The following is an 11,769-nucleotide window of genomic DNA, read 5'->3' as shown; positions in this document are numbered from 1 at the left end:
GAATCGGACTTCCTCTCGTTCCCGCGCTCGAGCACGTACGGTATGCCACCGCGTGAAGGGCCGGACTACGGGCACAGATAGAACAGCTCAGGGTCCCCCTCGTCCAGGCCGTGCACCATGCCGACCGGGCGCCAGCCGACGCGCTGCAGCAGCCGCTGCATCGGCTGGTTGGAGAGGTTGGCCGAGGCGAACAACTTGTCCGTGGCGCAGGCGGCCTCCGCCGCCGTGAGTAGCCGCGCACCCACGCCCCGGCCGCGGGCGGCCGGCGCCACCATCAGCATGCTGACAAAACCCTGCTCGAAGAAGGTGTACTCCAGCACGCAATAGCCCAGTGGCCCGGCCGGACTCTCCGCCATGATCACCGCGTTCCGCGTACACCAGCGCCGGATGCGCATGCTCCGCTCGCGGTCACCGCCTGCCACCACCGAGTCGATCGCGCTCAGCGCCTCGGCATCCGCCTCGCCCGCGCGGCGCAGGGTGAGCCCGTCAGGATTCGCTGGTTCCATGCGGGCCATGCTGCCAGCCGCTCATGGATTGGTCTTCGTGGCGGTTAAGTTCGCCATGGTGCTGACGCCACCGGCGAGGGCGTCAAGCCGAAGGCGGAACGATCAAGTATGGGCGCGGTCCCCTCAATTCGTCTGAGGGGGCCGCGCTTTGCTATGCGGTCAGGCAGGCAGCTGTGGCGGCTGCGAGGAGGACAGGACTTCCCGTAGATCGCGCGCTGCCGTCAATTCCCGGGCCCCGCGTGGCAGGCCGGTTACGAGTTCCTGGCCCCGGCGGGCGATCAGGCCGGTCCGGTACGAGGGCGGGAGAGTGGTGATGATGTGTACCGCTTGGGTGCACGCGCTGTCGTGGTCGCCCTTGGCAGCCGTGCACAGTGCCTCGTCGAGGTGGATCAGGGCCGGGGACATCACGGACGCAGGGCTGATCAGTCGTAGAGCCTCGGCCTGCATCCGGTCGGCCGGGCCGGTGTCGCCGATGGCCGTGTAGGCGCGGCTGGCATGGACGAGGTGCTGCTGGACCGGGTAGCCGTACCAGGTGCCTGCCGCGTCCGTGTCGCGCAGGCGCTCGCGGGCGCGCTCGGCATCGGCTATCGCCTTGCGGGTCTCGTCAACGTGGCCGAGGGCGGCGTGGGCGCGGGCCTGGGCGGCGGCGGCCAGTGCTCCGGCGGCCGAGATGCCGTCGCCTGCCAGGCTGCGGGCGCGGTCGGCGAGGCGGAGGGCGGCGGCGGGCTGGCCCCAGTTGAGAGGGACCATCGCTTCCCGCGCGGTCACCCATGCCTGCACCGTCGTGTCCTTGCTGGCCTGGGCGGCAGCAGCGGCGTTGGCATACCAGCGGTGCGCGTCGCGTGGGTACCCCATGTCGCCGAGGACGAGCGCGACGATGCCGGACATCTGCGCGGAGACGCGCAGGACCCGCTCGCGCTCGCCTTCGTCCTCCAACTCGGTCAGGAAGCGGTGGAGGTCTTCGAGGTCGAGGAGGGCATCGTGCAGGACGGCGATGGGGGCGCGTCCGCCGTAGCCGCAGCCGTAGCGCCAGGCGGTCTCCTCCCAGCGGCCGATGAGCACGTCGCGTCCTGCGGCGGTGGTGATGGCGGATTCGGCCCTGGCCTGTTGCCCGGCAAGGAGTTCGAGAACCGGCGGGGACAGGACGGCGCTGGTCCCCAACGCCGCGCGGAGGATGGTGCGTCGTTTCATGTCGTCGTCTCCCTCCTCTCCCGCCGAGGGAGGTGCCGAAGCGCCGTCGCCGAGAGAGCTTCTGGTGTGGGGTGGGGAGGGGCATTCACCGGCTGCCCAGGGCCGGAGGCGCGAAAGGGCGCCGCCTGTCTCCAGGATGATGTCGCACGCCGCGAGCATGTCCTCCGACAGAAGGTGCCTACCCGATTCGGCCAGCGAGATGAGGGATCGGTCGCAGTGGAGCCTGTCGGCTAACCCCTGCTGCGACAAGCCACGGAACGTGCGCCACTCGTACAGCTCCCCGCCCAGGTACTCGGCGAAGCTGTCGTAGCGGTTGAGCTTGCGCGGACGCCGCCCCACATGGCCCTCCCCGGTGGTGAATCCACGGTTCACATTCCTTCACGATGCCAGGACTACCGGGCGCGCGTTGACCAGTCCAGCCTGCGAGATATCCCCCAACGCCCGTACACCAACGGGCTGTTCAGCATGGCGTGAATCTGCCCATCCCGCATCAGTAGAGGAGTTCTTCTCCCCATGGCCCACGCGTTCTCCCCTGACCCCATCGAGCACCAGGCTGCGGCCCCCACCGACGGGGCCGGTGCCAGAGAGGTGACCCGCAGCACCACGGCCGGCCAGGCGGCCTCCAGCACCTCCGCGGGGTCGCGATCGGCGTTCATCGACCACGTATTGCCGCTCAAGCGGGACCTGACGTACGACCCCCACCGGGCGAAGGCTGTTCTGCCGGTCGAAGTCTGCTTCCGCGACGGCCGCACGGTGACGACGGCTCTCGTTCTCGACCCCGACCAGATGTCGGTGGTGTCCGTTCAGTTGGAGCGGGCCATCGACAAGCGCAACCGAACGCGATGACCTGACCTGTCCCCTTCACGGAGCTGGAGGAGCACGATGCCGCACCACATCCACGAGGACGCCGAGCGGATCGGGCCCCTCATCCGCTCCCGGCGTGAACAGCTCGGCCTGTCCGAGGACGACGTCGCCCGCCGCTTGGCCGAGCGGTCGGGACGCAACACCGTGGTCCGCAACGACGTGTGGCGGTGGGAGACCGAGTACGAGGGGCGCACCCCCACCACTTGGTGGCTCGTGCACCTGGCGGCCGTCCTCGACCTTGCCGAGGACCGGCTGCGGCGGGCCCGTGCGGCGTCGAGGGGGGCCCGACGCCAGGCCGTGCCGACCGCTTCTGGATGACGGATTGGCAGACGCCCTGGCACTCTCCCGGCCCCCGGCCGGCTCCGTACGGTTCTCCACAGCAAGCCTCAAGGCAGCAGCGCCGACCACGAGGAGGCCGCCGTGCACCACGCCGAGGACACCCGCACCGGGCCGCTGGGCGAGAGCGGGTTCACCACGGGACTGCGCTGGGCCAAGGCTGCGGACGCGGTCGCCCTCGCCGGTTCTCTGATCCGGCGCCTGGAGGGCCGGGAGGTGGTGAAGAACCCCCACGCCACCATGGGGTGGGCCCGTGAGGCCGTGCGGGCCCCGGCCCTGGTCGAGACGGTCACCGCGCTGATCGGCGGTTCGGTGGCCGTGGAGAACACGTTCCTGATCCTCAAGCCCCCCTCCGGTGCGTTCACGGTGCCGTGGCACCAGGACGGCATCAACGAACGGCTGGAGCTCGACCCCGTGCGGGCGGTGACGGCTTGGCTGTCGATCAGCGGTGCCGACGCCGACAACGGCGCCGTCGCGGTGCTGCCCGGCTCCCACACGGCCGGATGGCGGGCGTTCACCGTCGACACCGACTCCGGGTCCGAGGGCAGCGGCCGGGGGCGTCCCCTGTCCATCGCCGAACCTTCGGACGCCGACCGGGCCCGCGTCGTCGCGGTGTCGGCCGGTGAGGCGCTGCTGATGGACGTGCGGCTGCTGCACCGCTCCGGGCCCAACACCACGGCCCGGCACCGCATCGCCTTGAACATCCGCTACGTGGCCCCGGGCGGCGTCCGTCCGCGCGGTGGCCACCCCATGCCCCAGCTCGACCCCGTGTGCGGGCCGGGCTGGTGAACGAAATCCCTACCGGCACCAACCGAGACAGGGAGGAACGATCATGTCCGTGACGACCATGCTCGACCAGGACACGCAGCAGATCACGCGCGTGCGGGTCCTGGTCGGCGAGGACGGCGACGCCGGACGGCGCGGCGACAAGACGCCCGTGGCGTTCAGCGACTGCCACTACTACTGCCCCGACCGGGCCATCGTCGAGCAGTGCATCGAGCACCTGAAGGACTCCGACGACCGCCTGCGGGCCCGGCCCGAAGAGCAGATGCTCTGGGACTGGCAGTGCACCTACTTCGAGGCCGACCCCGACAACAAGGCCGGCGGCGGCACGATCATCCTGGGCGTCGCCTGGTACGACCGTGAGTTCTTCGACGACCGCCGTGAGGCGTGGTTCGGCGCCATGCACAAGCGGATCTACCAGCAGATCGGCGTGCCGCTGGAGAACATCACCGTCGAACACTGGCTGTCCCTGAACCACGCCGCGTGGAACCTCAGCGCGGACGCGGCCTGACCACCGCACGACCGGGCCCCCGCCTGCCTCGTACCCGGGCGGACGGGGGCCCGGTTCACGCCTTCGGCGCCGCCGCGATCTGCGGTGCGGCAGCAGTCGTCGGGACGGGACGGTCTGTCAGCCGGCGCCCGGCCCACCATCCGGCAAGGGCGATCGACGACAGCAGGACACCGGCGCCCACGAACGTCCTCGCCGGGGCCGCGTCCACCGCGAAGGGCAGCAGCAGCATCCCGGCCGTCCCCGCCGTACGGATGGCCGTCTGGTCCACCGTCAGCAGCCGCAGCCGCACCGGCCCGGGGAACCGCGACAGGTGCGTACGCAAGGTCACCGCCGAGACGGGGACCAGGAGGCCGGAGGCCACGCTGAGCGCGAGCACGGCGGGAAGCGTCGTAGCCATCCCGAGCCCGGCGAGCATCACCCCCGCCGCCGCCCAGGCCCCGCAGTACGTCCCCAGCCAAGGCCATCGGTCGGGCAGGTTCCCGATCAGCAGGTTCCCCGCCAGCGCCCCGGCCGCCGTCGCCGCGAGCGCGAGGCCGTACCCGGCGGCGCCCTGCCCCATCCGGTGGGCAAGCAGCGCAGGCAGCCCGACCGCTGAGACGGCCGCGACGAACAGCCCGGCCGCGTGCACCGTCACCGCGACCCCGACCCTGGGGTGCTCGCGCAGGACCGGACGCACCCGTACCGGCTCCCGTGGCCCCGCCTCCTGGGCCGTGTCCGGCACGGCGGAGGCGACCGCGCGGCGGCCGAGCCAGCTCAGGACCGCCGCCGACACCGCGAACGTCGCTCCGTCCAGGGCGAACAGCTGGATCTCGGAGACCACCAGGAGCAAGGCCCCCACGCTGCCCGGGCCGGCGACGGCGGCGAGCCGCGTCGTCAGGTCGAACAGGCCGGAGACGTGCTGGACCTCATCGGCCTCCACCAACTCCGGCACCAACGCCCCGAGGTTGGGGTCGAAGACCGCCCCGAGCACGCCCAGCACCAGCACCAGGACGAGCAGCACCACGAACCCGTCGAAGGTGGGCGACCACACCAGCGGCACCGCCACGGCCACGAGCGTGCGGGCGGCATCTACCCACGCCAGGCGCCGCCAGGACGCGAACCGCTCCATCAGGCGCCCGGCACCGCCCAGAACGATGTACGGCAGCGACTCCACCACAGCGACCAGGCCCATGAGCGACGCCGAGTGTGTGGACTCGTACACCACCCACATCACGGCCAGTCCATACAGCCGGTCGCCGAAGGTCGAGAGCGCCATCGAGAGCCACAAGCAGAGCACGGACCGGCGGCGCAGAAGCCGCATGTATCCCATCGCGCACGTTCCTCCGGCACCCGGTTCCCGACGGCAGGTACGCCACCCTAGGACCGGTCGCCCCAGCGCCACCGGCAAACCCCGAATCCGACCGGAGCCCCACCCGTGCGCGGGAACAGCACCGGTCATACCCGAGCACTGGAGGCAACCTTGAGTGCACAATCCGACGCCCAGGCACGTATTTGGGATAAATGGGCCGACCACTACACGGCCGATTCAGCCGGACACCTCCCACCCGAGGAGGCGGTCAAGGCCCTTACCGGCCTTGCTGCTGGAGGTCGCGCGCTGGAACTCGGCGTGGGAGACGGCCGGCTGGCCCTCCCCCTGGCCGCCGCCGGGATACCGGTCACCGGCATCGACGCCTCGCCCCGGATGCTCGACGTGCTCCATTCCCGGTGCCGCGGCCTGTCGGTCCGTACGGTGCTCGGCGACATGGCCGAGCCGGACCTCAGCGACGACCCGTACCAGCTGATCTACTGCGCGGCCTCGACGTTCTTCCTGCTGCTCGATCAGGACCGGCAGACCAGCTGCATCCACAACGCCGCCCGACTCCTCGCACCCGGCGGCGTCCTCGCGATCGAGGCCGCCGTACCGGGAGGCCGGGCCCTCCCGCTTCAGGACCACACCGCCGTCCGGGACATCGGCACCGACCACGCGAAGGTCACCTTCGCTCTCCACGACCGGCTCGCTTAGACCATCCGGTCCCAGGAGATCCGGATCACCGAGCAGGGCACGCGGATGCTGCCCGCGACCAAGCGGTACGCATACCCGAGCGAGATCGATCTCATGGCTCGCCTCGCCGGGCTCGCCATCGCCGAACGCTGGGCGAACTGGCGATGCGCAGAGTTCACCAGCCACAGTTCCCACCACGTGAGCCTGTACCGGCATACCGACCGAGGCAGGTGACGGCGCCGTATCTGGGTTAGTTAGGCGGAGCGAGGTGGTACAGGACCTTGGCCGTGCTTCTGTTGCCCGCGGCGGGAAGCCACAGCGTCGGTGTACAGCTCGGTTGTCAAATCCTGTTCATCGATGCCGAGGTCTTCGAGTACAGCCCTGACGTCGGCCAAGGCGTACCGCACATCATCGCCGTTGACCAGCGTCTCGACCTCGATGAAAGTACCTTCGATCTCCGGAACTTGGACGAGTGTGGCCGTCATGCGGCGACCGCGCGTCTCAAACGAGTAGTTGCGGCATCGCTTTTCGAAGGTGATGGAGGGGACGTAACCGAGGCCGCGCAGCGTGGCATGGATTGCGGCTGGGTCGTCAACTCGAGTCTCATGCTCCGGCTTGGAGCCGGAAGCTTTGTCGACGCCGGCCTCCTTGTAGGTGAGAAAACTTCGTGTGCCATCCGATGCGTGCACGGTCCGGACTCGCAGTTCGCGGTCTTCGTCGGCAAGGGTGCCTGTCGCGGTGTCGTAGTACGTGTCCTGGTACACCTCTGCCCGTCCGATGGCGCGCTGTTCAAGGTGGTGCATGACGGCTTCGGGGTCGCGGACACGGGCTTTGAGCTCTGCCTCGATCATCATGCTTCCTCGTTCGGGTAACGCGGTCGGCGGGGTCGGTGATCGCCTCACCCGCGCGGCTCAGGGTGAGCTCCCCAAGGTCCGCTGGTTTCATGCGGGTCATGCTGCTGGCCGCTCATGCCGTCAGTACCTCCAGAGTCAAGTCCCAGGGGTAGTGGTCGATTTGCTTGCCACCTGTTCCAGGTGCGTGAGGTGCCCATTCGCCCGGACCGTGCAGGATGCGCACCCCCGCTGAACGCAGGGTTTCGATCGAGCGCTGCGTTGCGGGGTGTTTTTGGAAGGCGGTGGACCAGAAGGGGAGGGCCACGATGGGAAGCCCGAGCCCAATGGCCTCGCAGAGCAGGCCCAGGGCGTAGGTATCCGCGATACCGGTAGCCCATTTGTTGGCGGTGTTCATCGTCATCGGAGCGACGACTATGGCGTCGGCAGGAGGGTTGCGCTTCGCTTCGTCTGCCTGGCGCCAGTCGGAGCGAAGGGGCCGTCCTGAGATTTCCTCCAGCGCGGGACGGTCGATGAATCCTCCGGTCGCTGCAGCGGGTGTGGCGATGACGCAAACGTCCCAGCCGCGCCTGACCGCGGTTTGGACCAGCTGAATGGCGTCTGTTGCGGGTCCGGCGGCGCAGATGACGTGGTAGAGGACCTTGCCGGAGTTCATACGACCACCTGAGCTCGGGCTGCCAGTGAGCGCAGGACCGGCACACGTCCACCTCGATCACGCATCAGAAGTTCTCCGATCAGATTACGCACCACAGGGCGTGACTGTACCTCTTCGGGCGCTTCACACTCAGCCGCGAGAAGGGCTGCGGTCGCCTTCTGTGTGTGTCCGCAGCCGTACAAGGCGCGTGCCACGTCGGTCCAATAGACGGCTCGGCGTTCCGCTACTGCCAAAGTGCCGACATTGACTTTCCGCGCTTCATCCAGGGCACGGCCTGCGTCACCCAGAGTAAGTGCGATGGAGACCCTGTGCAGAGTCACGTTGCCGGCTTCGAAGGCGGTCCATTGACGGTTTCCGCTCGATCCATTGATCAACTCGGCTGCTCTGTCTGCGTCTTCCAATAGAGCCTCAGCCGTGTCTCGATCTCCGGCTGTTGATGCCGCCCATGCCCCTCTTAACAGCAGGGAACCGAATACCGATACTCGGTCGGGATCGTTTCGGTTGATTCCTCCGCCGAGCTGGTCGGCTGCGTGTGTGACTACTCGGATGGCTTGACGATGGTGGCCAACGGATGCAATCGCGTGGGCGAGGATGCGCGAGGCCGTGGCAAACGCGGCGGCGCACTCCGCGCGACGGGCGGTTGTCATGGCTTTCTCAGCGGCGATCCAAGCGGAGGCTGGATCATTGGACTTGAGGAGCAATGAAGCGGCTACGTGGTAGGCGTTTGCTGCGGCGACGTCGATCTGCCGTTGTTCACGGTCATGTTCGTGGCGGGTTTGCAGTTCGATCAAGAGGCTGGGCAAAGTCCGAGTGAGCTGGGCGTAGCGGCATGCCTGGATGTGGCGCTTGGCGGCAGCGGTTGCTTTGAACAGTGCGTCGGGACTCCTGGGTTCGGCGGTGAGGGCGATTGTGCCGGTGAGTGCGTTCCTCAGTGGGTCCATCGGGTCTGTGGTGACGTAATCCAGTAGATCTTCGGGGGTAGCGGGCACGCTCACGGCAGTGATCGCGGCAAGTGAACCAGCCATGAACTCACGTCGTCTCACGGGGTCATCGTGCGCCTCGGTGGGCGAGGGCGAGGGCTTGACCCCCTTGATCGGGCGTGCAAACCCCAACTGCTCGATGGGGCACTGCAGCAGGGCCTGAAGAACCGTCCGCGTTCCTGGGTGGGGCCAGCCAGGTGCCCTGGACTCCCAGCGCCGGACCTGGCGGACGGACACACTGAGCCTGGTCCCCAGTTCGACCGCCATCGACTCGAAGGCTTCGACGAACTCTTCCTGGGTGTGGATGCCTCTGGCGATGCGTGCTTGTACGAGCAGGCGGTTGCCATATGGACCTGACATGTACTGCCTCCGAGCGTGGCGTACGGCACAACGTATCCCGCGGATTGGCTTGCGGATATGGAAATGTCCTCCGAAACGTCCTCCTGGATGACCTCCCCTCTGGCCTGGTCCCGGTCGTCGTGGAGCGATGTTCTTGAGTCATGAAATTCTCGGAGGAGAAGTCAAGGTGCCTGTATCCGGCCGTAGATGCGGCCTCGTGGCTCGTCTCACGCGAGCTCCACCCCCGCACCGCCCGTGAGGCATGGATGCGCGACGCCCCCGCCATGCTCCGTATCGGTGTTCACTTCGACGCGATCCGCCTCCCTGCCGAGCTCGTCCACCATTTCGCTGACAGCGAGAAGCGCGAGATGGTCGAGCGTGCCCTCCGTGAGGCGGGCATCGGCGGTGCCGTCATCGTCGATCCCGCGCGGCGCTGGTATTACGCCCTCGTGCCGCCCGGCACCGCTGCCGGCTGGCGCGAGCCCGGCGGTACGGCGCTGGGGGAGGACCACTACCTCGGCGTCCCGGCCCCGCACCGCGCCGAGCCGCCCGGCACGTACTGGCTGCTGACCCCGCCGAGCGGCGGAGGTGATCTCTGTGTGCCGGGCGCCGTGCGTGCCGTGATCAAGGCGGGGCTCCGGCGGCGGCCCGCGACGGTGCGGACGGTCAACTGGGGGCGATCGAGTGCGCTTTGAGCAAGAGGATCTTGAAGAGGAATAGATCCCTCCGGGCCCCCGGCGACCGACGGGCAGTTGTGCCGTGAAAACATTCTCCGAACACTTGTCCCCCAAGTCGGAGATCTGCTCGCCTTGACGCCTTCCAGATGGTCCCGGAGTCTCGCCATAACCCTGGCCATGGCCGCCTGTGGCACGGCGGTCACCGCCACTGCGGCCACCGCCGCTCCCGCACCCGGCGACAGCTCCGCCGCCGAGAAGTACTGGACGGCCGACCGCATGGCCGCCGCGCAGCCCGTCGACGCCCAGCGCGGTACCGTCCCGCCGTCCGGGTTGGCCCGCTCCCGACGTGCAGCGGCCGGCGCGCCGGCCGGGACTCCGAAGGGCACCTTCGGTGACGGACTGCCCATGGTCGGCACGTTCTTCTTCAAGGACGTCGCGGGCGACACCTCCTGCACGGCCAGTGTGGTGCGCAGTGGCGGCCGCGATCTGATACTCACCGCCGCCCACTGCATCAAGAACAAGGACTTGAGCAAGAAGGCGTACCCGATATTCGTGCCGCAGTTCCGCAAGGGCAAGAGTGCGGCGCAACAGCCGTTCGGGGTGTTCCCGGTGGGTGGGAAGAAGTTCATCGATCCCGGATACAAGACGGCCAATGGCACGGGCCAGGACTCCAACCTGGACTTCGCCTTCCTGCGGGTGGGTCCCAACAGGCAGGGCAAGAAGGCCGAAGACGCCGTCGGGGGGCTGCGGCTGACGAATACGCCGCGCATGACCAACACGGTCACCGTGGTCGGCTACCCCAACAAGAGGTACAACCCCACCCAGCGGGCGGTCAGTTGCAGCACGGGGACCAGTCAGCTCCCCGGCTACCGTCAGCTGCGGCTGCAGTGCGAGAACCTCTTCGACGGAGTCTCCGGCGGCCCCTGGATCATGAACTATGACGCCAGGAAGCGCACGGGCGATGTGATCGGCATCGTCGGCGGTTCCGGCGGCGGTGGCAATGTCCACTGGATCAGCTACTCCCCGGTCTTCGACCAGTCGATACAGCGGCTCTACGCGGACGCGGTCAATGGCCGTGACCCGGTCGGCGGCGGACTGGCCACACAGGTCGCCCCCGCCCTCCCGGAGCAGGCCAAGTACATGCGGTCGGCGCGGTTCCTGGTGGCCGGTGACTACACCGGTGACGGCCGCGAAGATCTGCTGGTGGTCTGGAAGGACGGCGAGGCCACCCTCTACCCGGGCAATGGCTCGGGCGGCTTCGGCGCGGGACGCAGGATCGCGGACCAGCACAGCCCCCTGGAGCGGGCCCTGTCCGTCACCGGTGGCAACTTCACCGGCGGCACCGGCGACCTCGTGGTGCTCTGGGGAGACGACAAGGGCAGGAACACCGGCAAGCTCAGCCTCTTCGCGGATGTGGGCAAGGGCGTCTTCACCTCGTCCCGGGAGTATGTGCTGGGCCGCGCCGGGTCCATGTGGAAGGACGCCGTCAAGCTCACCGGCGGCGGGTTCAACACCGCGGGCAACTCCACCGACCTGGCCGCGGTCTGGCGCGATGGCGAGGTCACCCTGCACAGCGGTGTCAGCGCCTCGGGCACCGGCAAGGAGCGCACGCTCGCCAAGAAGGGCTCCGGCTGGCAGGGCGTCACCGCCATCACCGCCGGCCGGTTCTCCGGACGGACCGGTGAGGACCTGATCGCCCGCTGGCCGGACGGTCAGCTGCAGGCCTGCGCCGGTACCGACTGCGATCCCAAGGCGCGCACCACGGTGCAGGCGGGGAGCTCCTCCACCAAGGACGGCTCCGTGATGGTCGCCGGCGACTTCTCGGCCTCCGGCCGCCGGGACGACCTGGTCGTCCGCTGGAGCAATGGCGAAACCTCCCTCTATGACCGCAGCACCGCGCGCGCTCTCGGCATCTGGAACCCGCTGGTGGCACCCTGATCGGCGGCTGAACCCAGGCCGACGTGGGGGGGGGCCCCCGCGCCGGCCGGGGCCCCCCCCCCCCCCCCGGCCCCGGAATTGGCCCCGCCGGGTGCCCGTAAGCGCCCGGTGGGACAGGGGGGGCGCCAGTGGGCCCCCCCCGCCCCCCCCGCCGCCC

General features: G+C 68.9%; 13 protein-coding genes and 1 pseudogene. 7 read left to right on the top strand and 7 right to left on the bottom strand.

Annotated features, from left to right (window positions below):
• Positions 1–65: 65 nt before the first annotated feature.
• The 3 genes and pseudogenes from ABCR83_RS24195 to ABCR83_RS24185 all read right to left on the bottom strand — a co-directional run.
• On the bottom strand, positions 66–506 hold the full coding sequence (locus ABCR83_RS24195; protein ID WP_462697263.1) for an N-acetyltransferase family protein: 441 nt from the start codon (positions 504–506) through the stop codon (positions 66–68).
• Positions 507–665: 159 nt separating this feature from the next.
• Positions 666–1,697 (bottom strand): hypothetical protein, encoded by a 1,032-nt coding sequence (locus ABCR83_RS24190; RefSeq protein WP_462697309.1) that lies wholly within the window; start codon positions 1,695–1,697, stop codon positions 666–668.
• A 126-nt stretch (positions 1,698–1,823) separates the two neighbouring features.
• Positions 1,824–2,036 (bottom strand): annotated as a pseudogene (locus ABCR83_RS24185) (helix-turn-helix domain-containing protein); the annotation flags it as partial.
• Between the two features lie 174 nt (positions 2,037–2,210).
• On the opposite strand from ABCR83_RS24185, the gene ABCR83_RS24180 reads away from it, so the two are divergent.
• The 4 genes from ABCR83_RS24180 (at position 2,211) to ABCR83_RS24165 (ending at position 4,191) form a co-directional block, all read left to right on the top strand.
• Positions 2,211–2,543 carry a hypothetical protein gene (locus ABCR83_RS24180; protein ID WP_462697262.1) on the top strand — a complete coding sequence of 111 codons (333 nt, stop codon included), beginning with the start codon at positions 2,211–2,213 and terminating at the stop codon, positions 2,541–2,543.
• 36 nt (positions 2,544–2,579) lie between these two features.
• A complete protein-coding gene (locus ABCR83_RS24175; RefSeq protein ID WP_462697261.1) occupies positions 2,580–2,879 on the top strand; it encodes a hypothetical protein in 300 nt (99 codons plus the stop codon).
• Positions 2,880–2,981: 102 nt separating this feature from the next.
• On the top strand, positions 2,982–3,686 hold the full coding sequence (locus ABCR83_RS24170; protein ID WP_462697260.1) for a phytanoyl-CoA dioxygenase family protein: 705 nt from the start codon (positions 2,982–2,984) through the stop codon (positions 3,684–3,686).
• A gap of 43 nt (positions 3,687–3,729) precedes the next feature.
• Entirely contained in the window at positions 3,730–4,191 is a 462-nt protein-coding gene (locus tag ABCR83_RS24165; protein ID WP_462697259.1) for a hypothetical protein, read from the top strand.
• A 55-nt stretch (positions 4,192–4,246) separates the two neighbouring features.
• Here the strand turns inward: ABCR83_RS24165 and ABCR83_RS24160 are convergent, their stop codons facing one another.
• Positions 4,247–5,500 (bottom strand): MFS transporter, encoded by a 1,254-nt coding sequence (locus tag ABCR83_RS24160; RefSeq protein ID WP_462697258.1) that lies wholly within the window; start codon positions 5,498–5,500, stop codon positions 4,247–4,249.
• Positions 5,501–5,650: 150 nt separating this feature from the next.
• On the opposite strand from ABCR83_RS24160, the gene ABCR83_RS24155 reads away from it, so the two are divergent.
• Positions 5,651–6,193, top strand: a complete 543-nt coding sequence (locus ABCR83_RS24155) for a class I SAM-dependent methyltransferase (protein ID WP_462697257.1) — start codon at positions 5,651–5,653, stop codon at positions 6,191–6,193.
• A gap of 233 nt (positions 6,194–6,426) precedes the next feature.
• Here the strand turns inward: ABCR83_RS24155 and cyaB are convergent, their stop codons facing one another.
• The 3 genes from cyaB to ABCR83_RS24140 all read right to left on the bottom strand — a co-directional run bounded on the left by cyaB (position 6,427) and on the right by ABCR83_RS24140 (position 9,018).
• The gene (gene cyaB / locus ABCR83_RS24150; RefSeq protein WP_462697305.1) at positions 6,427–7,023 is read right to left on the bottom strand and encodes a class IV adenylate cyclase; all 597 of its coding nucleotides are present in this window, start codon (positions 7,021–7,023) and stop codon (positions 6,427–6,429) included.
• A gap of 115 nt (positions 7,024–7,138) precedes the next feature.
• On the bottom strand, positions 7,139–7,678 hold the full coding sequence (locus ABCR83_RS24145) for a flavoprotein (protein WP_462697256.1): 540 nt from the start codon (positions 7,676–7,678) through the stop codon (positions 7,139–7,141).
• On the bottom strand, positions 7,675–9,018 hold the full coding sequence (locus tag ABCR83_RS24140) for a hypothetical protein (protein WP_462697255.1): 1,344 nt from the start codon (positions 9,016–9,018) through the stop codon (positions 7,675–7,677). The genes ABCR83_RS24145 and ABCR83_RS24140 overlap by 4 nt, the downstream gene beginning before the upstream one ends.
• Before the next feature lie 140 nt (positions 9,019–9,158).
• Here ABCR83_RS24140 and ABCR83_RS24135 point away from each other — a divergent pair, with 140 nt between their 5' ends.
• Both ABCR83_RS24135 and ABCR83_RS24130 read left to right on the top strand, forming a co-directional pair.
• Positions 9,159–9,692 (top strand): hypothetical protein, encoded by a 534-nt coding sequence (locus ABCR83_RS24135; RefSeq protein ID WP_462697254.1) that lies wholly within the window; start codon positions 9,159–9,161, stop codon positions 9,690–9,692.
• A gap of 114 nt (positions 9,693–9,806) precedes the next feature.
• Complete coding sequence (locus ABCR83_RS24130) at positions 9,807–11,612, top strand: trypsin-like serine peptidase (RefSeq protein ID WP_462697253.1); 1,806 nt, start codon at positions 9,807–9,809, stop codon at positions 11,610–11,612.
• The last annotated feature ends 157 nt before the right edge of the window (positions 11,613–11,769 follow it).

The sequence above is a fragment of the Streptomyces xingningensis genome, assembly GCF_054957865.1.
The sequence above is the reverse complement of the archived record's forward strand: the minus strand, read 5'-3'. Positions and strand labels throughout refer to the sequence as shown.

Bases quoted from the DNA above. Each gene is read 5' to 3' on its own strand.
- ABCR83_RS24195 (WP_462697263.1), bottom strand. From the start codon at position 506: ATGGAACCAGCGAATCCTGACGGGCTCACCCTGCGCCGCGCGGGCGAG.
- ABCR83_RS24175 (WP_462697261.1), top strand. From the start codon at position 2,580: ATGCCGCACCACATCCACGAGGACGCCGAGCGGATCGGGCCCCTCATC.
- ABCR83_RS24165 (WP_462697259.1), top strand. From the start codon at position 3,730: ATGTCCGTGACGACCATGCTCGACCAGGACACGCAGCAGATCACGCGC.
- ABCR83_RS24190 (WP_462697309.1), bottom strand. From the start codon at position 1,697: ATGAAACGACGCACCATCCTCCGCGCGGCGTTGGGGACCAGCGCCGTC.
- ABCR83_RS24180 (WP_462697262.1), top strand. From the start codon at position 2,211: ATGGCCCACGCGTTCTCCCCTGACCCCATCGAGCACCAGGCTGCGGCC.
- cyaB (WP_462697305.1), bottom strand. From the start codon at position 7,023: ATGATCGAGGCAGAGCTCAAAGCCCGTGTCCGCGACCCCGAAGCCGTC.
- ABCR83_RS24135 (WP_462697254.1), top strand. From the start codon at position 9,159: ATGAAATTCTCGGAGGAGAAGTCAAGGTGCCTGTATCCGGCCGTAGAT.
- ABCR83_RS24140 (WP_462697255.1), bottom strand. From the start codon at position 9,018: ATGTCAGGTCCATATGGCAACCGCCTGCTCGTACAAGCACGCATCGCC.
- ABCR83_RS24160 (WP_462697258.1), bottom strand. From the start codon at position 5,500: ATGGGATACATGCGGCTTCTGCGCCGCCGGTCCGTGCTCTGCTTGTGG.
- ABCR83_RS24145 (WP_462697256.1), bottom strand. From the start codon at position 7,678: ATGAACTCCGGCAAGGTCCTCTACCACGTCATCTGCGCCGCCGGACCC.